Annotated in this window: 20 protein-coding genes and 2 riboswitches; of the genes, 7 read left to right on the forward strand and 13 right to left on the reverse strand. The window is 69.1% G+C overall.

Annotated features, from left to right (window positions below; genetic code table 11):
- Nucleotides 1-30: 30 nt before the first annotated feature.
- Nucleotides 31-300, reverse strand: a complete 270-nt coding sequence (locus QF035_RS17485) for a DUF4190 domain-containing protein (RefSeq protein ID WP_307521262.1) — start codon at nt 298-300, stop codon at nt 31-33.
- Nucleotides 301-397: 97 nt separating this feature from the next.
- Nucleotides 398-562, reverse strand: coding sequence for a hypothetical protein (locus QF035_RS17490; RefSeq protein WP_307521264.1), 165 nt, complete (start codon nt 560-562; stop codon nt 398-400).
- Between the two features lie 193 nt (nt 563-755).
- Here QF035_RS17490 and QF035_RS17495 point away from each other — a divergent pair, with 193 nt between their 5' ends.
- Both QF035_RS17495 and QF035_RS17500 read left to right on the forward strand, forming a co-directional pair.
- Nucleotides 756-1,373, forward strand: coding sequence for a TetR family transcriptional regulator (locus QF035_RS17495; RefSeq protein WP_190232232.1), 618 nt, complete (start codon nt 756-758; stop codon nt 1,371-1,373).
- 236 nt (nt 1,374-1,609) lie between these two features.
- Nucleotides 1,610-1,840, forward strand: a complete 231-nt coding sequence (locus tag QF035_RS17500; RefSeq protein WP_307521266.1) for a hypothetical protein — start codon at nt 1,610-1,612, stop codon at nt 1,838-1,840.
- Nucleotides 1,841-2,083: 243 nt separating this feature from the next.
- Here the strand turns inward: QF035_RS17500 and QF035_RS17505 are convergent, their stop codons facing one another.
- The 10 genes from QF035_RS17505 to QF035_RS17550 form a co-directional block, all read right to left on the reverse strand.
- Nucleotides 2,084-2,944 (reverse strand): thioesterase family protein, encoded by an 861-nt coding sequence (locus QF035_RS17505; RefSeq protein WP_307521267.1) that lies wholly within the window; start codon nt 2,942-2,944, stop codon nt 2,084-2,086.
- A 103-nt stretch (nt 2,945-3,047) separates the two neighbouring features.
- Nucleotides 3,048-3,749: a trimeric intracellular cation channel family protein gene (locus QF035_RS17510; RefSeq protein ID WP_373466669.1), complete on the reverse strand. Its 702-nt coding sequence runs from the start codon at nt 3,747-3,749 to the stop codon at nt 3,048-3,050.
- 27 nt (nt 3,750-3,776) lie between these two features.
- On the reverse strand, nt 3,777-5,102 hold the full coding sequence (locus QF035_RS17515; RefSeq protein WP_373466955.1) for an ABC transporter ATP-binding protein: 1,326 nt from the start codon (nt 5,100-5,102) through the stop codon (nt 3,777-3,779).
- A gap of 23 nt (nt 5,103-5,125) precedes the next feature.
- Entirely contained in the window at nt 5,126-6,223 is a 1,098-nt protein-coding gene (locus QF035_RS17520) for an ABC transporter ATP-binding protein (protein ID WP_307521270.1), read from the reverse strand.
- Complete coding sequence (locus tag QF035_RS17525) at nt 6,220-7,218, reverse strand: ABC transporter permease (RefSeq protein ID WP_055614848.1); 999 nt, start codon at nt 7,216-7,218, stop codon at nt 6,220-6,222. Before QF035_RS17525 ends, QF035_RS17520 begins: the two co-directional genes overlap by 4 nt.
- Before the next feature lie 117 nt (nt 7,219-7,335).
- On the reverse strand, nt 7,336-9,126 hold the full coding sequence (locus tag QF035_RS17530) for an ABC transporter substrate-binding protein (protein ID WP_307521271.1): 1,791 nt from the start codon (nt 9,124-9,126) through the stop codon (nt 7,336-7,338).
- 61 nt (nt 9,127-9,187) lie between these two features.
- Complete coding sequence (locus tag QF035_RS17535) at nt 9,188-10,201, reverse strand: ABC transporter permease (protein WP_055614840.1); 1,014 nt, start codon at nt 10,199-10,201, stop codon at nt 9,188-9,190.
- 397 nt (nt 10,202-10,598) lie between these two features.
- Nucleotides 10,599-11,390: an enhanced serine sensitivity protein SseB C-terminal domain-containing protein gene (locus tag QF035_RS17540; RefSeq protein ID WP_055614841.1), complete on the reverse strand. Its 792-nt coding sequence runs from the start codon at nt 11,388-11,390 to the stop codon at nt 10,599-10,601.
- A 234-nt stretch (nt 11,391-11,624) separates the two neighbouring features.
- Nucleotides 11,625-12,413, reverse strand: coding sequence for an enhanced serine sensitivity protein SseB (locus QF035_RS17545; RefSeq protein ID WP_307521273.1), 789 nt, complete (start codon nt 12,411-12,413; stop codon nt 11,625-11,627).
- 116 nt (nt 12,414-12,529) lie between these two features.
- The gene (locus QF035_RS17550; protein ID WP_307521274.1) at nt 12,530-13,216 is read right to left on the reverse strand and encodes an AAA family ATPase; all 687 of its coding nucleotides are present in this window, start codon (nt 13,214-13,216) and stop codon (nt 12,530-12,532) included.
- A gap of 232 nt (nt 13,217-13,448) precedes the next feature.
- A riboswitch (glycine riboswitch) is annotated at nt 13,449-13,556 on the forward strand.
- Nucleotides 13,557-13,686, forward strand: a riboswitch (glycine riboswitch).
- Between the two features lie 33 nt (nt 13,687-13,719).
- Here QF035_RS17550 and gcvT point away from each other — a divergent pair.
- The 5 genes from gcvT (at nt 13,720) to QF035_RS17575 (ending at nt 18,801) form a co-directional block, all read left to right on the forward strand.
- On the forward strand, nt 13,720-14,847 hold the full coding sequence (gene gcvT, locus QF035_RS17555) for a glycine cleavage system aminomethyltransferase GcvT (protein WP_307521275.1): 1,128 nt from the start codon (nt 13,720-13,722) through the stop codon (nt 14,845-14,847).
- 131 nt (nt 14,848-14,978) lie between these two features.
- A complete protein-coding gene (gcvH, locus tag QF035_RS17560; protein WP_143640549.1) occupies nt 14,979-15,356 on the forward strand; it encodes a glycine cleavage system protein GcvH in 378 nt (125 codons plus the stop codon).
- 13 nt (nt 15,357-15,369) lie between these two features.
- On the forward strand, nt 15,370-16,647 hold the full coding sequence (gene glyA / locus QF035_RS17565) for a serine hydroxymethyltransferase (RefSeq protein WP_307521276.1): 1,278 nt from the start codon (nt 15,370-15,372) through the stop codon (nt 16,645-16,647).
- A 137-nt stretch (nt 16,648-16,784) separates the two neighbouring features.
- Nucleotides 16,785-18,152, forward strand: coding sequence for an L-serine ammonia-lyase (locus QF035_RS17570; protein WP_307521277.1), 1,368 nt, complete (start codon nt 16,785-16,787; stop codon nt 18,150-18,152).
- A 91-nt stretch (nt 18,153-18,243) separates the two neighbouring features.
- On the forward strand, nt 18,244-18,801 hold the full coding sequence (locus tag QF035_RS17575; RefSeq protein WP_307521279.1) for a glycoside hydrolase family 25 protein: 558 nt from the start codon (nt 18,244-18,246) through the stop codon (nt 18,799-18,801).
- Here the strand turns inward: QF035_RS17575 and QF035_RS55785 are convergent.
- Entirely contained in the window at nt 18,714-19,142 is a 429-nt protein-coding gene (locus QF035_RS55785; RefSeq protein WP_373466670.1) for an endonuclease domain-containing protein, read from the reverse strand. The genes QF035_RS17575 and QF035_RS55785 overlap by 88 nt on opposite strands.
- Nucleotides 19,143-19,171: the final 29 nt, after the last annotated feature.

A 19,171-nucleotide genomic window follows, 5' to 3' on the forward strand; every position in this document is an offset into this window, starting at 1 on the left:
GCGAGGGCACCCCCGGTGCCGGTGTCAGCCTCAGAAGCTCCACGACAGCGTGCTGTCCGCCGACATGAACGCCAGCAGGACCAGGAGGTCGGCGATTCCCAGGCCGAGGCCGAGGAGGGCGCGGCCGCGGCGGGTGGTGCCCCGGTAGAGGGCCGCCGAGGCGAGGGCGATGGAGATGGGGCCGAGGAAGATGTTCAGGGCCAGCAGGCCGACGAGACCGAGGATGAACGACGCGACGGCCATGCCGTCGGCGTCACGGACGGTGCTCCGGCGCCGCGGGGCTGCGGTGGTGAGTTCCATGTGTCTGCTCCCAACAGGCAGTCGAACAGTCAGGTGATCGTGGGTGGTTGCGTGATCGTGGGTGGTTGCGCGTGGGTGGCTGAGGGGTTCGGCCGGTTCAGCTCGACGTCCCGCGGCGCCGGCCGTGGCGCTCGCGGACCGCGAAGACGGCCAGCCACACGCCGATGACGGCGGCGGCGACGAGACTGAAGGACAGCGGGGCGTGGGCCACGGTGCCGAGCATGAGGCCCAGCAGCAGGAGCGCTGCGACGAGGAACAGCATGAGATGCCTCTCGTGGTGAGTCCGGCGAGCCGCCGTGTCCGCTCCGCACAGCTCCGTACGGTCCGGATACCCCCGGATGTTTCCGGGACTCGACAACTCGGTGAACGCTTGTGGTTACAGTTGTTCACTGACTTCAGAGTCTAGCGCGTCGTACGACTTTCCCATTACAGAGAACAGTTGTTAACTACATGGCATGAGTCACACCCTCGGCATCCGGCAGGCCCAGAAGCAGAAGACCCGACAGGCGTTCCTGGACGCCGCGTTGAGCCTGCTGGAGGAGCAGAGCCTCAGCAGTCTGGGTCTGCGCGAGGTCACCCGGGCCGTCGGTGTCGCCCCTACCGCCTTCTACCGGCACTTCCACTCGACCGCGGATCTCGGAGTCGCCCTGGTCGAGGAGGCGTTGGGCAGTCTGCACCCGATGATCGCCGGCACGGTGTCGGCGTCCGGCGACAGCGACGAACGCATAGACCGCGCCGTCGCCCTGATCGCCCGTCACGTGCGCGAGCACCCCGCGCACATCCGGTTCATCGCCCGCGAGCGCAACGGCGGCGTACAGAAGGTCCGCTCCGCGATCGCCGAGCAGATGGCCCGGTTCGCCGACGAGGTGAAGGCCGAACTGGCCAAGCAGCCCGAGTCCGCCGGCTGGAGCGACGACGACCTGCTGATGCTCGCCGGCCTGTATGTCGACCAGATGCTGATGACCGCCAGTACGTTCCTGGAGGCGGCCCCCGAGGAACAGGACCAGGTGGCCCGGGTGGCCACCCGCCGGATGCGGCTGATCAGCATCGGCCGCCGCCACTGGCTGGGCTGACAGCCCGCGATACGACTCGGCCCGCACGCGCGAAGGGCGCGTACGATAGTGTCGTACGCGCCCTTCGCGCCCTTCACCACCAGCCGCGAGCGGGTCAGCCCTGGGTCTGCTGCCCCTGCCCCTGCTGGCCGCCGGTTCCGCAGCCTCCGCCCGGGCCGCCACCCTGCCCGCCACCGGGGCCTCCGCCGGCCGCCCCCGACGGCATCCCGGAAGGCGCGCCCGACGGGGCCTTCCCCGTGGCGGCACCGGACGGCGCCCCCGAGGGTGCTCCCGAAGGCGCCCCGGACGGAGCTCCGCTCGGCATCCCCGACGGGGCACCACTCGGCGCGCCCGACGGCGCCTGGCAACTCTGCTGCCCCGAGCCGCCGTTGCCGTTGCCATTGCCCGAGGACGACGAGGAGTCGTCAGAGCCGCAGGCCGTCAACAGGAGCGGCGACAGCGCCAGCAGGGCGATGGCGGGGACGTGACGTACGCGCGTCATGCGGACAGGCTTCATGAGGGCAACTCCCGTTTGGATGAGCGGAATCTGAGAGCCGCATGCAACCAACCGCCCCTGGGCCCAGCTTGGGCCCGCGCTGTGGCCCGCCTGTGGCCCACGCAAAGAACACCTCAACAAACCCGCCCTGACCTGCGCTTACGCCCGCTCGCCCCAACTCCCCCGCTGGTACAGGTCCGTGACAGAAGACAGGAGGCGGCCGACCGCGTACGGATCAGCCGAGCCGCACCCTTGCCAGCTGACGCGACTGGGCGACGAGGCGGTCCTCGCTGTCCCAGACCTCGGCGTCCTCCTCCAGGAAGCCGCCGGCGAGGTTGCGGGTGGTGATGGAGACGCGCAGGGGGCCCGGCGCCGGACGGCAGCGCACGTGCACGGTCAGCTCGACGGTCGGCACCCAGCCGGACAGGCCGAGTTCGAAGGCGGTCGGAGGCAGCGCGTCCACCGCGAGGAGCAGCGAGAGGGGGTCCGGGTCGCGGCCGTCGGCGAGGCCGAACCAGGAGCGCATCTCGCCCTTGCCGGACGGCGATCCGAGGGCCCAGCCCAGGGTGGCGGGGTCGAGCTTGAGCATCAGCCGGTCGGTGATCGCGGAGCTGCCGGAGACGGGGGCGGGCCCGTCCTCGGGTCCGAAGCACTGGTCCATGGGCGGAATCGCGGGCGGCCTGGCCGTCGTACGGACGTCGTCGGGGAGGCTGTCGAGGTCCCCGTAGGAGGCGAGCACGCGGATCCGCTCGACCTCGCGGCCCTGGTCGTCGTACTGGAACAGGGACGCCTGGCCGGTGGAGAGGGTGCGGCCGGTGCGGACGACGTCGGTGCGGACGACCGCCGGGCCCGGCTGGGACGCGGTGAGGTAGTGCGCGGAGATCGTGAACGGGTCGGCGTGCGGCAGGGCGTCGGCGAGCGCGCGGCCCAGAACGGCGAGCAGGTAGCCGCCGTTGACGGCGCTGATGATCGTCCACCCGGCGGACAGGTCGATGTCGTAGACGCCGGGTGCGCGACGGGTGACCGCGGTGTCGCGGTCGAACTCGCTGTCGCCGATCCTGGCCCGTACCGCGTGCACGGAAGCTGCTTCTGACATGCCTGAACGGTACAACAGGTAATTACTAAGCAGTAGCTTTTTCTGTTTCGATCTCGTGAAACGCCCCGTGGCCCGCCTCACTCCGACAACCTCGTCCTCACCCTTACTCCGCCACCTCGACCGCCGTCGAGCGCCGGTGCCACGCCCGGGGCGCGCGCCAGTGGTACCGCATCGCGAGCAGCCGCAGCATGAAGGTCGTGACGACGGCGAGCGCGGAGGTGAAGGTGTTCAGGGCGTCGTAGCGGATGCACAGGGCGACCATCGTGCTGCCGACGATGGCGGGCACGGCGTAGAGATCGCGGTCCCAGCGCAGCAGCGAGGGGACCTCGTTGGCGAGGACGTCCCGCAGCACACCTCCGCCGACCGCGGTCGCGAGTCCGAGGGTCGCCGAGGCGGTGAGGCCGAGTCCGTACTCGTACGCCTTCGTCGTGCCCGCGACGCAGAAGAGGCCGAGTCCGGCCGCGTCGAAGATGTTCACGCCGAGCTGGATCCGCTCCACCTCGGGGTGGAGGAAGAAGACCAGCAGGGCGGCGAGCAGCGGAGTGAGGAAGTACCCCAGATCCGTGAAGGCCGCGGGCGGCACGGCTCCGATGACCAGATCCCGGAACAGCCCGCCGCCCAGCGCGGTGACCTCGGCGAGGACCGCGATGCCGAAGACGTCGAAGTTCTTGCGGACGGCCAGCAGGGCACCGGAGATCGCGAAGACGAAGATGCCGACCAGGTCGAGTGTGTGCTGGACGGACGGGGTGAAGAGTTCCTGGATCACCCGAACATTCTCACCCAGCACAGAGCCCCTGCCTTCCATTGCAAGGCAGGGGCTCGGTGATACTTACTACTCCTTGGCGGGAGCGTCACCCTCGGAGGCTTCGTCGGCTTCGGAGGCGGCCTCGGCGGCAGCGTCCTTCGCCGGTGCCTCCGCGGAAGCCGGAGCCTCCTTGGAGACCGCCGGGGACTCCTTGGCGACCGACGTCTCCGTGACCGCCGGTGTCTCCGTGGCAGCCGCCACCTCGGCCGCGACCGCCGCCGACGTGGCCGCGGACTCCGCGAGCACCTCGTCGGCCACCAGCTCCGCCGCCTCCTTCGCGGCGGTCAGCAGCACGGTGTCCTGCGGGGCCTGGTCCTCGAAGTTCTCCGGGTGGTGGCAGGCCACCTGCTGACCGGGCTTCAGCTCCAGGAGCGGCGGCTCGGTCGTCGTGCAGATCTGCGTGGCCTTCCAGCACCGCGTGTGGAAGCGGCACCCGCTCGGCGGCGAGATCGGCGAGGGCACGTCGCCCTTGAGCAGGATGCGCTCGCTCTTGGCCGACTTGCGCCGGGGGTCCGGAATCGGCACCGCCGACATCAGCGCCTTGGTGTACGGGTGCATCGGCGCCTTGTACAGCGACTCACGGTCGGCCAGCTCGACGATCTTGCCGAGGTACATCACGGCGATACGGTCCGAGACATGGCGTACGACGGACAGGTCGTGCGCGATGATCACGTACGTGAGGCCGAGCTCCTGCTGGAGGTCGTCCAGCAGGTTCACCACCTGCGCCTGGATCGACACGTCGAGCGCGGAGACCGGCTCGTCCGCCACGACCATCTTCGGGTTGAGCGCGAGCGCGCGGGCGATGCCGATGCGCTGGCGCTGACCGCCGGAGAACTCGTGCGGGTAGCGGTTGTAGTGCTCGGGGTTGAGACCGACCACCGACAGCAGCCGCTGGACCTCCTTCTTGATGCCGCCCTCGGGCATGACGCCCTGGAGCTTGAAGGGGGCGCTGATGATCGTGCCGATCGTGTGGCGCGGGTTCAGCGACGAGTACGGGTCCTGGAAGATCATCTGGACGTCACGGCGCATCGGGCGCATGCCGGCGACGCTGAGGTGCGTGATGTCCTTGCCCTCGAACTCGACCTTGCCCGCCGTCGGTTCGAGCAGCCGCGTGATCAGCCGGCCCATCGTCGACTTGCCGCAGCCCGACTCGCCCACGACACCGAGCGTCTCGCCGGACCTGACCTCGAAGTCGATGCCGTCGACCGCCCGCACCGCGCCGACCTGCCGCTGGAGCAGGCCCTTGCGGATCGGGAAGTGCTTCTGCAGGCCGGTCACCTTCAGGAGCGTCTCGCCGGGGGCGGCGTCCTTGGTGAGGGTCGCCACGCCGTCGCTCTGCGCGGGGATGACCACGGGTTTGTCCTCTGCTTTGTCACTCACAGCTTCGGCGCAATCTCTTCGGTCCAGATCCGTTCCCGCTGCTCCTGCGTCATGTGGCAGGCGGCCCAGTGCTGGCTGCCGACCTCGGTCAGCTCGGGGCGGACCGTGCGGGTGACGTTGTCCTTGGGGACGTCCGCGTACGAGCAGCGCGGGTTGAAGGCGCAGCCCGACGGGATGTTGATCAGCGAGGGCGGGGAACCCTTGACCGGGATCAGCCGCTCGGTCTGGTCACGGTCCAGGCGGGGCATGGAGCCGAGCAGGCCCCAGGTGTACGGGTGCCTGGGCTCGTAGAAGACCTTCTCGGCCGGGCCCCGCTCGATGCAGCGGCCGCCGTACATCACCAGGATGTCGTCGGAGAGCTCGGCGACGACGCCCAGGTCGTGGGTGATGATGATGACCGCGGAGCCGAACTCCTGCTGCAGGTCCCGGATGAGGTCGAGGATCTGCGCCTGGACGGTCACGTCCAGGGCGGTCGTCGGCTCGTCCGCGATCAGCAGCTCGGGGTTGTTGACCAGCGACATCGCGATCATCGCGCGCTGGCGCATACCGCCGGAGAACTCGTGCGGATAGCTGTCGACCCGCTTGTCCGGCTGAGGGATGCCGACCCGGTCGAGCATCTCGACGGCGCGCCTGCGCGCCACCTTCTTGTCCACCTTGTGGTGGATCCGGTACGCCTCCACGATCTGCTGGCCGATCGTGTAGTACGGGTGCAGCGCCGACAGCGGGTCCTGGAAGATCATCGCCATCTCGCGGCCACGCAGCTTGCGCACGTAGTCGGGGTCGGCGGAGAGCAGTTCCGTGCCGTCGAGCCAGATCTCGCCGGAGATCTGCGCCTTGCGCTTGCCGTACTGGCCCGCGGTGTGCAGGCCCATGATGCCGAGCGAGGTCACCGACTTGCCGGAGCCCGACTCGCCCACGATGCCGAGGGTCTTGCCCTTCTCCAGCGTGAAGCTGAGCCCGTCGACGGACTTGACCAGGCCGTCGTCGGTCGGGAAGTGCACCTTCAGGTCGCGGACTTCGAGGAAGGCGGAGGGGGTGGGCGAGTCCTTTACGGGCTCGCCCACCGCGGCTCCGCTCTTGCTGAGTTCGGTCATGAGAGCCTCACGCGGGGGTCGATCACGGCGTACAGCAGGTCCACCAGGAGGTTCGCGACGATCACCGCGAGCGAGGTGATCAGCGTGACGCCCAGGATGACGGGCAGGTCCTTGTCGCTGATCGCCTTGAGAACCGCCTGCCCGAGGCCGGGAAGGCTGAACGTGGTCTCGGTGAGGATCGCGCCGCCGATCAGGGCGCCGAGGTCCATGCCGAGCATGGTGAGGATCGGCGTCATGGTGGAGCGCATCGCGTGCTTGCCGATGACGACGGGTTCGGTCAGGCCCTTGGCGCGGGCGGTGCGGATGTAGTCCTCGCCCAGGACCTCCAGCATGGTGGCTCTGGTGATCCGGGCGTACATCGCCGCATAGAGGAAGGCCAGCGTGACCCAGGGCAGGATCATGCCGCCGAACCAGCCGGTGAAGCTCTCCTCGATGGGCACGTACTGTGCGTCGATCCAGCCCAGTCCGTAGCTGAAGATCGCCAGGGACAGCAGGCCGGTGAAGTAGATGGGGAGCGAGACGCCGCCGAGGGCGACGATCATCGCGCCACGGTCCCAGAGGGAACCGCGCTTGAGCGCTGAGAGCACACCCGCCGCGACACCGAAGATCAACCACAGGAAGGCGGCACCGAGCGCGAGAGCCAGGGTCACTGGGAAGCGGTCGGTGAGTACCGGCCAGATGGCCTGCTCGTTGCGGAAGGAGTAGCCGAAGCAGGGCGCCGCGCAGTTCGTCACGTCGCCGCCGGCCGCATAGGTGCGCCCGACGAAGAGGCCTTTGAAGAACTCCCAGACCTGGGCGAAGATCGGGTCTGCCAGACCGAGCTTCTGCCGCACGGCCTCGATCGCCGCGGGGTCGGCCTGCTTGCCCACGAACATCGTGGCCGGGTCCACGCCCGCCCAGCGGGGGACGAGGAAGAAGATGCCGAAGACCACCAGAATGATGACCACCAGCATCACTGCGGCGGCGAAGAGCCGCCTGATGAGGTATGCGAGCACTGCTCTCGGCCCGGCGGCGGTGCCGCGGGCCACCGGAGGTCTTCCGGTGGCCCGCGGGTCACGCCGCGCCGGCCTTCACCTGCCTTTCGTGCCGTATGGCGGGTGCGCCGGTCGGTGTTACTTCTTGAGGCCGAGGTTCACGAAGTCGTACTGACCGCTGTAGTTGTCGGTCGTGTAGACGTTCGCGAGACGGCTGGAGCGCCAGTTGATGAACTTCTCGAAGACGAAGGGCAGGTAGTACGCGCCCTCCGAGACCTTGTGGTTGATCTCCGTGGAGATCTCGACCTTCTTCGCCTCGTCGAGCTCCTTGACGTAGTCGTCGAAGAGGCCGTCGATCGTCTTGTCCTTGATCAGGGCGAAGTTGTTGTTGCCGCTCTCAAGGATGTACTTGCTGTCCCACAGCGGCATGCCGTAACCCTGGACGGTCGGGAAGTCCGGGCCCCAGCCCATGATGATGATGCCGTAGCCCTTCTTCTTCACGTTCTCGGGGCTACCGATGATGCCGGTGGTCTGGGCACCGTCGAACTGGTCGATGTCGACGGTGATGCCGACCTTCTTCAGCGAGGCCTGGAGGGACTCGGCGGTGGCAACCTCGACCGGCTTGTTGTTACGGACCGCGATGGTGGTCTTGAAGCCGTTCGGCTGACCGCAGGCCTTGAGCTCTTCCTTGGCCTTGGCGACGTTGCCGTTCTTGTTCGTCGTGGCCGCCTCGTACGGGTCGTACTTCTGGCCCTCGGAACCGGGGACGGACGGCGGCAGCATGTTGGTGCCGATGTCGCCACCGGCGACCGGGCCACCACGAGCGGTCTGCAGCGACTCGTGGTCGGCGCCGTAGATCACGGCCTTGCGGCAGTGCTCGTTGTCGAACGGCTTGACGCTCTGCGGGAAGACCGCGTAGCGGATGTAGCCGGAGACCGGGTTGTCCAGGTTGGCCTTGTGCTGCTTCAGGGCGGTGGTGCGGCCCTGCGGGGACAGACCGGTCTGGCCGATGTCCAGGTCGTAGTCGCCGTTGATCAGACGCTGGTCCATGTCATTGGCGTTGGTGAACAGCGTCAGCGAGATCTTGTCCGGGTACGCCTTGCGGACCGGGTCCGAGGACTGCTTCCAGTTCTCGTTGCGGACCAGGACCAGCTTCTTGTTCGGCGTGTACGACTGGAACTTGTACGGGCCGGAGGAGAAGGGCTTCAGGCCGTACTTCGACTTGGTGTCCTTGTCCTGGCGGACCGGGGAAGCCGAGGTCAGGCCGAGGATGTCCTCGAAGTCCGAGTTGGCCTCGGGCAGCTTGAAGATGACGGTCTTGTCGTCCGGCGTCTCGATCGCCTTCAGACCGAGCTTGTCCTTGGACTTGTCCTTGTACGGGCCCTTGTACTCGCCCTTGGGGTCGAGCACGTCCTTCAGGTAGACCGGACCGCCGGACAGGACGTCCTGCGCCCAGACGCGCTCGATGCCGTACTTGACGTCCTTGGAGGTGATGGGCTTGCCATCCTCCCAGGTGACCCCGTCACGCAGCGTGTACGTGTAGGTCTTGCCGTCGTCGGAGATCTTCGCCGTGCTGGTGGCGAGGTCGGGGGTGACCTCGGCGCCCTTGGCTCCGGGCTCCGCCTTGCCGGTCACCAGCGTGCGGCTGTAGTACCGCATGAAGTTCCAGGCGAAGCCGTAGTAGCCACGCGTGGTGTCCCACGAGTCGGCGTCCTGGGCGCCCGCGAACTTCAGCTCGCCGCCCTTCTTGGCGAGGGAGGCCTGGGCGACCTTGTTGTTGGCTGCGTTGAAGCCGGCCGCGCCGTTCTTCGAGCCGCCGTCGTCGTCGTTGCCGCCGCCGCCGCACGCCGCCGTGGACAGCAGCGCAGCGACCACGGCTGCGGCGGCCGCGGCCTGCTTGCGCCGCCCTGTGGTGCGTTGGGTACTCACTCGGATCCTCCGATATGTAGCGGCCCGTCGACAGATGACGGGGCCCTGGGGGTACGGCAGTTCAGCGGGAACCCTTCGGGTCGAGCGCATCGCGTACGCCGTCGCCGAAGAGGTTGAAGGAGAGCACGGTGATGAAGATCGCTACACCCGGGATCACCATGTACATGGGGTCCGAGTCGTAGTAGTCGATCGCGGAGGAGAGCATCTGTCCCCAGGAGGCGGTGGGCGGCTTGACGCCCACACCCAGGAAGCTGAGCGCCGCCTCGGTGAGGATGTTGGTCGGGATCATCATCGTCGTGTACACGATGATGGGCGCGACGAGGTTGGGCAGCAGCTCCTTGAACAGGATGTAGAACCGCCCGGCCCCGAGGCTGCGCGCGGCCTCCACGTACTCGCGCTCACGCAGGGACAGCGTCTGACCGCGCACCACGCGTCCCACATAGGGCCAGCCGAAGAAGCCGATCACCAGGATCATGACGAACAGGCGCACGCCCGTTCCCGTCAGACCCAGCATCTCGTTCGGCATGACCGAGACCAGCGCGATGATGAAGAGGAGCTGCGGGAAGGCCAGCAGGCCGTCCATCACGCGGCTGATGAAGGCGTCGACCCAGCCGCCGAAGTAGCCGGCGAGAACGCCGAGCACGGTGCCGAGCACCACGGCCACCAGGGCCGACAGGAAGCCGACGAGCAGCGAGATGCGGGCGCCGTAGACGATCCGGGCGAAGATGTCGCGGCCGCTGACCGGTTCGACGCCGAGAAGGTGGTCTCCGCTGATTCCACCGAAGGACCCGGTGGGGGTCGAGAAGAGCGGATCGATCAGGTCCTCGTGATGTGACTCGGGGTCCTGCCCGACCAGGTTCGTGATCACGGGAGCGAGCAGCGCGATCGCGATCAGCACGAGGACGATGACGCCGCCCGTCAGGGCGAGCTTGTCCCGCTTCAGGCGCTCCCAGGCGATGCGGCCGAGGGAACGACCCTGTACCGCCTTCGCCTCGGCGGAGCCGGCTACGAGCGCCGCCTCCTCGGCCGCGCTCGGGGCGGCTTCGGCCGTCGGCTCGTGCAATGGTGCCGTCATCGTGGCAGGGACCCCTCTCAACCGGCGGTAGCCGGCCCACACTTGCCGCTGTAGCGGCGTGATCAGTCCGTCGTACACGGGGGATAAACCCCCTGGACCGGGAGTCTTCAACGCCTCGGCGATCTGTTGCCAGACCTGACGGTGAATGGATGCGCAAACGTGATGCTGTCAGGAGGGTTCCGTTATCCGAACGCCGGGTAACGGGGGTCGGACGCGGGAGTTTTGGTACGAAAGGGGCCTCGCAGCCCATTTACCCGCGTAGATCGGGACATTCCACCCAGGGGTGATGCGGGAGAGGGAGCCGATGCTCCACAGGTTGGACTCGACCGGACCCGGATCGTCTCAGGTACTTCGCCCGGGCACTTCGACCCGATCGTCTCAGGTGCTTCGATTCGTCTCAGTAGGTGCCCGGGAATCCGTATCCGCCGGCCGCCGGTGCCTGGGCGGGCGCCGCGTGGGCCTCACGATCGTAGAACGGCCGCGCGTTGATCCGCAGCCACAGGGCCACCGGGTCGTACTCGTCGGACATCGCGACCGTCGACACCGGCAGACCGTCCGGCACCGCGCCGATGGACTGCTGCATCATCGCCCGCACCGAGTCCACCGCGGGCGGGCTGGTGTCGTACACATCGAGCCCGATGGCGAGGTACGGCGCCCCGAGCGCGGGCTGCACCCAGGCGCGGCGGAGCGATCTGACGGCGGTGGTCCGGTGCGCGTTCTGCGTGAGCAGGGCGTAGAACTGCGGGATCTCGATGCCCGGTTCGGACAGCCGCAGCGGGCCCGCGGGCTGCCGCTCCAGGCCGGTCGCGATACGGCGCAGATCCAGCCAGGGGATGCCGACGCCGCCGCCCGGCGCGTGCGGGTTCAGCCACAGGCCATAGTGGTCGGGGTAGAGGGTGCGGGCCACGTCGAGCCCGTCGACCACCTCGTACGAACGGTTCCAGCCGCTCGCCGAGAGCTCCTGGGCGGAGGTCACACAGGGCGCGTAGCCGAAGCCGTCGACCTCCATGTTCCCGTACTGGGCGTCGGGCGAGCCCGACTGGCCGTGCCAGAGCAGCATCCATACCTGGCCGGACGACGGGGTCGCGAGGGCGCGCAGCAGCGCCTCGTAGGCGTCGTAACGCCCGGGCGTCACTTGGCGCAGCATGTGCTCGACCTGCCCGGCCGCAGCCGTGCCCGACGCGCTCACCTTCTACCGCCCCTTCGTGACATCCCTGACATACAGGTCCATTCGACGGGGCGCCGTGCTCGCTTGAGCATGGCATCACCCCGACCGAGCCATGAAACCAGCTTAAGTGGCGATCCCGACAGCACCGTTGCGCTCCGCTGGGTTTGGTGTTGAGAGCTCGGGACTTTCCGTTTTCTGCTGCCTGCGGGTCGGGGGTGGCTGAGCGCGCCGTTCCCCGCGCCCCTTCGGGGCGCCTCAGTGAGCCCGGGTGTAGAAGGGCCGTACCTGGGACCGCAGCCAGTCGCCCACCGGGTCCTGGGCCACGTCCAGGAAGACGAGGTTCACCGGGTGGGGCACGGGGACCTGGCCGAGGGCGCGGCCCACGGCGTCCAGGGGGAGGGTGCGGGCGTCGTCGTGCCAGTGGGCCAGCTCGACGCCGACGAACATCACGGGGTCGGCGCCCTCGATGCTCGCCAGACAGCGGCGGGCGCTCAGGACGACGCCGGTCGCGGCGAACTCGGCGGAGGCGGCGGCCAGGAAGTCCACCGGGTCGTGCTGCCAGTCCGGCTGGAACAGCCGCACCCGGCCGCCGCTCGCCTGCCCGTCCAGCTCCGTACGCCCGGCCCGGCACAGCTCGGCCACGGCGAGCGGCGGCAGCGGCACCCCGACCGTGCCGTCCGGGTTCACCACGATGCCCACCTGGGGCGGCAGACCGCGCGCGAACTCGACGGCGGGCGCCACCGTGTACGACATGTGGTCGCCGACGACCTGGCGGAACTGCTGCTCCGAGCTGAAGACCGGCACGTACGCCTGTCCGCCGAACTCCATCGTGGGCAGGTCGAGCGGGCCGCTGTGCGGGCCGCCGCCCTCGGGCAGCGGCACCCAGAGGAAGCTGCGGCCCATGACCTCCACGATCCGGGCGCCCGCCGAAGGCGAGGCCGCGCCGAGGGAGGCGGCCAGTACCGCCTCCAACTCGTTGCCGGGCCAGCCGACATGGGGGTGTGGGTGCGCTTGCACCGGAATGTCCTGTGCCGGGAAGTCCATCTCTCTACCGCCTGCTCGAACCGCCGTCTGCGGCTGTCGAGATTACGCGTACGCGCCCTCCCCCGCCGCAGTCCGTCCGGCTCACCGGGACCTCGGTCCGTCCGGTCACCGGGACCTCAGTCGCCGAAGTCGACCCGCCGCAGCACGTCCGCCGCCGCCCGGTCGATGAGCACCGCCGAACCGCAGCCCTCCGGCAGGTCGCCCTTCTCAACGGAACGCAGCAGCCGGCCGAACGCGCCGCGGTGACGCGCGAACGCGTACCGCGAGACTCCGCGGCCGCGCTCGCGCTGGCCGTCCAGGGCCGTACCGGGGTCCACGTCGAGCAGCAGCAGGTGCAGGGCGCCGCCGCGCCGCCGGGCGTCCCGGGCCAGCCAGCTGCGCACCCAGGCCTGCGTCCCGCAGTCGTGCACCACGACCCCCTCGCCGGACCGCAGGGCCCGGCGCAGGCCCGCGTAGTGCGCGGCGCGGACCAGGGGCCGGTAGACCGCGTACGGCAGGAAGCGGGCCAGCCTGCCGTCCCAGCGGTCGCGGGTGTCCTGGGAGTCGATGCGGCGGCCCGCCACCGCCCGGCGCATCAGGGTCGACTTGCCGCTGCCGGGCAGGCCCGTGACCACCACCAGGTCGGACGTGCCGAAGCGCAGGCCGTGCGGGCTGTGTCCCGCGCGCTCCCGCAGATCGCGGACGACGGGCGCCGGAAGCGGGCCGCACGCCTCCCCGGCCGGGGCAGTGGGCTGCTTGGGCAGCGCGATGGCCGCGCTCGTGGCGTACGCCGTGGTCCTGTTCACCCTGATCGTCCTCCCCATGGGGTCGGGAGACCCATCCCCGTCGAGTGTAAAGAGAAGGTAATGCGCTGGTCCCCTCATTTCTGTTCCCGTCCTGCCACAGCCCCGTCACAGATCACTGTGGATGCCTGTGGACCCTGTGCGGACGCCGTGCGGGCCGGCCGCGACGCTGCACCGCCCCCTCGCGAAGAGTCCCCTGCCGCGCCGCTCCGATGCGTGCAATGATGTGCCCGCCAACTGCATACCGGCCGCTTGAATCCGCGCGGGAGAGTTCCGGACACGTTTTTGCGTACGTGGTCCGGGCGCCGAAGGAGCAAGTCCCTCCCTTGAATCTCTCAGGCCCCGTTACCGCGCGGGCGAGGCACATCTGAAAAGCGGGCCTTCTCCCTGTCACCGGGGCGTCGGCTCCACCCAAGGTGCAAGTCAGTGACCGTCCCGTACGACCGGGGGTCACGGCGAACCTCTCAGGTTCCGATGACAGATGGGGAGGAACGACCTCGCCGTCATGCCTTGGGAGCCCCACCGTGAGCAGTAACGCCCCCGTTGAACCGCGCCATACAGCGCTCGACGCCCTCCATCGTTCGCTCGGCGCGACGATGACCGATTTCGCCGGCTGGGACATGCCCCTGCGCTACGGCTCCGAGCGCGACGAGCACCTCGCCGTACGGACGAAGGCCGGTCTCTTCGACCTCTCCCACATGGGGGAGATCACCGTGACGGGGCCGCAGGCGGCCGCGCTGCTCGACTTCGCGCTGGTCGGCAACATCGGGGGCGTGAAGCCCGGCCGGGCCCGCTACACCATGATCTGCCGGGCCGACGGCGGCATCCTCGACGACCTGATCGTGTACCGGCTCGCGGAGACCACGTACATGGTCGTCGCCAACGCCTCCAACGCCCGGACCGTCCTGGACGCGCTCGTGGAGCGGGCCGGGGGCTTCGACGCCGAGGTCCGCGACGACCGTGACGCGTACGCCCTGCTCGCGATCCAGGGACCCGAGTCCCCCGGCATCCTCAAGTCCCTCACCGACGCCGACCTGGACGGCCTGAAGTACTACGCCGGCCTGCCCGGTACGGTCGCCGGCGTCCCGGCGCTGATCGCGCGCACCGGCTACACCGGCGAGGACGGCTTCGAGCTGTTCGTGGCCCCGGCCGACGCCGAGAAGCTGTGGCAGGCGCTGACCGACGCGGGCACCCCCGTCGGGCTCGTCCCCTGCGGCCTCTCCTGCCGGGACACCCTGCGCCTGGAGGCGGGCATGCCGCTGTACGGGCACGAGCTGAGCACCGCGCTCACCCCCTTCGACGCGGGGCTCGGCCGGGTCGTGAAGTTCGAGAAGGAGGGCGACTTCGTGGGGCGCGAGGCGCTGACCGAGGCCGCCGCCCGGGCCGAGTCGCAGCCCCCGCGCGTCCTCGTCGGCCTGATCGCCGAGGGCCGCCGTGTGCCGCGCGCCGGATACCCGGTCGTCGCCGACGGCAAGGTCGTCGGCGAGGTCACCTCCGGCGCCCCCTCGCCCACCCTGGGAAAGCCGATCGCGATGGCATACGTCGACGCCGCGCACTCCGCACCCGGCACGCCCGGTGTCGGCGTGGACATCCGGGGCAGCCACGAGCCGTACGAGGTCGTGGCGCTGCCCTTCTACAAGCGCCAGAAGTAGATCCTGGTCCAGCGAGCGCCGGACAGTGAACCCTGGTCCGCGAGCGTCATGAAGTGACCCGGAGCACATCCGCCCAGGTCACCCCAGTCCCCCTGCATCAGCACTCCCCCGCGTACAGGAGAATTCAGGCCATGAGCAACCCCCAGCAGCTGCGCTACAGCAAGGAGCACGAGTGGCTGTCGGGCGCCGAGGACGGCGTCTCGACGGTCGGCATCACGGAGCACGCGGCCAACGCGCTCGGCGATGTCGTGTACGTCCAGCTCCCGGAGGTCGGTGACACGGTGACCGCGGGCGAGACCTGCGGCGAGCTGGAGTCGACCAAGTCCGTGAGCGATCTGTACTCGCCCGTCTCCGGTGAGATCACCGAGATCAACCAGGACGTCGTGGACGACCCCGCGCTGGTGAACACCGCCCCGTTCGAGGGTGGCTGGCTGTTCAAGGTACGGGTCGCGGAGGAGCCGAAGGACCTGCTCTCCGCGGACGAGTACACCGAATTCTCCGGCAGCTAAGGACTCCTGACCGATGTCGCTTCTGAACCAGTCCCTCCACGAGCTCGACCCGGACATCGCCGCCGCCGTCGACGCCGAGCTGAACCGTCAGCAGTCCACCCTCGAAATGATCGCCTCGGAGAACTTCGCCCCGGTCGCCGTCATGGAGGCCCAGGGCTCGGTCCTCACCAACAAGTACGCCGAGGGCTATCCGGGCCGCCGCTACTACGGCGGCTGCGAGCACGTCGACGTCGCCGAGCAGATCGCCATCGACCGGGTCAAGGAGCTGTTCGGCGCCGAGTACGCCAACGTGCAGCCCCACTCGGGCGCCTCCGCCAACCAGGCCGCGCTCTTCGCGCTGGCCCAGCCCGGCGACACCATCCTCGGCCTGGACCTGGCCCACGGCGGCCACCTGACCCACGGGATGCGGCTCAACTTCTCCGGCAAGCAGTTCAACGTGGTCGCCTACCACGTGGACGAGGCCGGCCTGGTCGACATGGCCGAGGTCGAGCGGCTCGCCAAGGAGCACCGCCCGAAGGTGATCATCGCGGGCTGGTCAGCGTACCCGCGGCAGCTCGACTTCGCCGAGTTCCGCCGTATCGCGGACGAGGTCGAGGCCTATCTGTGGGTCGACATGGCGCACTTCGCGGGTCTGGTCGCGGCCGGGCTCCACCCGAACCCGGTGGAGCACGCGGACGTGGTCACCTCCACCACCCACAAGACGCTGGGCGGGCCCCGCGGCGGGATCATCCTCGCCAAGAAGGCCTTCGCGAAGAAGCTCAACTCGTCCGTCTTCCCGGGCTTCCAGGGCGGCCCCCTGGAGCACGTGATCGCGGCCAAGGCCGTCTCCTTCAAGGTCGCGGCTTCGGAGGACTTCAAGGAGCGCCAGCGCCGAACGGTCGAGGGCGCCCGGATCCTCGCCGAGCGGCTCACCGCGCCCGACGCCCGCGCGTCCGGCGTGAACGTGCTGTCCGGCGGTACGGACGTCCACCTGATCCTGGTCGACCTGCGCGACTCGGAGCTCGACGGCCAGCAGGCCGAGGACCGCCTCCACGAGGTCGGCATCACGGTCAACCGCAACGCCGTCCCGAACGACCCGCGCCCGCCGATGGTCACCTCGGGCCTGCGGATCGGCACGCCCGCCCTCGCCACCCGCGGCTTCACGGCCGAGGACTTCGCCGAGGTCGCGGACGTCATCGCCGAAACGCTGAAGGCCCCCTCGACCTTCGGGGAGGCCGACGCCCAGGCGCTGAAGGCCCGGGTGTCCGCACTGGCGGAGAAGCACCCGCTGTACCCCGGTCTGGGCCAGTAGTCCCGTTTCACCGGCGCACCGCGCACACTGGGAGGTGTGCGCGGTGCCCCGCCCGCCCGACACCCACCACCACCGCCCCGGTCGCGGCGCTTCGCGCCTTTCGTTCTTCTGCACCACCCCCGTTTTGAGGAGTTCCCGTGGCCATCTCGGTCTTCGACCTGTTCTCGATCGGCATCGGCCCGTCCAGCTCCCACACGGTCGGCCCGATGCGCGCCGCGCGGATGTTCGCCCGCCGGCTGCGCACCGAGGACGTCCTGTCCTCCGTGACCTCGGTACGCGCCGAGCTGTACGGCTCACTGGGCGCGACCGGACACGGCCACGGCACCCCCAAGGCGGTGCTGCTCGGCCTGGAGGGCGCCTCGCCGCGCACGGTGGACGTGGAGGGGGCCGACGACCGGGTGGAGGGCATCAAGTCCTCGGGGCGGATCAACCTGCTCGACGAGCACGAGATCGACTTCTCCTTCGACGACGATCTGGTCCTGCACCGCCGCAAGACACTGCCGTACCACGCCAACGGCATGACGCTCTGGGCGCACGACGCCTCGGGCGCCGAGCTGCTCTCGAAGACGTACTACTCAGTGGGCGGCGGGTTCGTCGTCGACGAGGACGCGGTGGGCGCGGACCGCATCAAGCTGGACGACACGGTCCTCAAGTACCCCTTCCGCACGGGCGACGAGCTGCTGCGCCTCACCCGCGAGACGGGCCTGTCGATCTCCGCCCTGATGCTGGAGAACGAGCGGGCCTGGCGCACCGAGGACGAGATCCGCGAGGGGCTGCTCGCGATCTGGCGGGTGATGCAGGCGTGCGTCTCGCGCGGCATGTCCCGCGAGGGCATCCTGCCCGGCGGTCTCAGGGTCCGGCGCCGCGCGGCCATGTCGGCCCGCCAACTGCGCGCCGAGGGCGACCCGTTGGCCCACGCGATGGAGTGGATCACGCTGTACGCGATGGCGGTGAACGAGGAGAACGCGGCGGGCGGCCGCGTCGTGACCGCCCCGACGAACGGCGCGGCCGGCATCATCCCGGCGGTCCTGCACTACTACATCAACTTCGTGCCAGGCGCGGACGAGGACGGCGTGGTCCGCTTCATGCTCGCGGCCGGCGCGATCGGCATGCTCTTCAAGGAGAACGCCTCCATCTCCGGCGCCGAGGTCGGCTGCCAGGGCGAGGTCGGCTCGGCCTGCTCGATGGCGGCGGGCGCGCTGGCGGAGGTCCTCGGCGGCTCTCCCGAACAGGTCGAGAACGCCGCGGAGATCGGCATGGAACACAACCTCGGCCTCACCTGCGACCCGGTCGGCGGCCTCGTCCAGATCCCCTGCATCGAACGCAACGGCATGGCCGCGGTCAAGGCCGTCACGGCGGCCAGGATGGCCATGCGCGGCGACGGCTCCCACAAGGTGTCCCTCGACAAGGTCATCAAGACGATGAAGGAAACGGGCGCGGACATGAGCGTCAAGTACAAGGAGACGGCACGGGGCGGGCTGGCTGTGAACATCATCGAGTGCTGAGGGTGGGACGGGCGAAGTGGGGGAAGAGCAAAGGAAGTTGTCCCCCACAGGCAACACCGGCACCCGTCCCCCCACCGCACGGAGGAACCACATGCTGCGCGGCATCGATGTCAGCGCCTACCAGTCGTCCTCGTACAGCACCGAAGGCGTGTCCTTCGTCTTCGTCAAGGCCACCGAGGGCCGCACGTACGTCAATCCGAAGCTGAGCGCGCAGACGAAACGGGCCCGTGACGCCGGCTGCGTCGTCGGCTTCTACCACTTCCTCTGGCCGGGCAACCTCACGGCCCAGGCCGAGTACTTCGTCGGCAAGGCCCCCGAAAAGGCCGGCGACATCCTCGCCGTCGACTGGGAGACAACAGGCGACGGCACCCACGCGTCCAACGCCGAAAAGGACCGCTTCATCCGCAAGGTGAAGGAACTCCGACCGAACAACCGGGTCGTTCTCTACGCGAACAGGAACTACTGGTTGAACGTCGACGACACCTCGTACGCAGGTGACGGTCTATGGATCGCCGACTACGTCACGGCGGGCAAACCGCGGATCCAGGCCAAGTGGCGCTTTCACCAGTACACCGACGATCCGCTGGACAAGAACGTGGCGGACTTCTCCAGCAAGGCCGCTCTGCGCGAATGGGCCGAGAACGCCTGACGCATCCAGCGGACGGACAGGACCAGTTCTGCGCGAAGCCGCTTCGCCGGCGGGTCGGCGAGGTACTCGTTGAGCAGATCGAAGGTACGAAGCTCGGGCGGGAGAGCTTCGTACCACCCAAGGCCATGCATGTTGCAGTTGTTGCAGACGAGCCCTCGCACGCAGTCACCGCAACTGCCGGAGCCGGGGCAACAAGCGTGGTCGTGATCAATATCCATGGCTCTGCCGCCTGTGTGAGCTCTTGCGCAAACGGCACAACTACCCTGTTGGAGCCTCAGGAGTTGATCGACGAATCCTCTGGTCACGTGTACTGGCCGAGGCGGACGCGCTCGGCATTGCACGGTCTGCAGTACGGTCGCGGTGCTCCCGA

Origin of the sequence: Streptomyces umbrinus (assembly GCF_030817415.1) — a bacterium.
In the GTDB taxonomy this organism is placed as follows: domain Bacteria; phylum Actinomycetota; class Actinomycetes; order Streptomycetales; family Streptomycetaceae; genus Streptomyces; species Streptomyces umbrinus_A.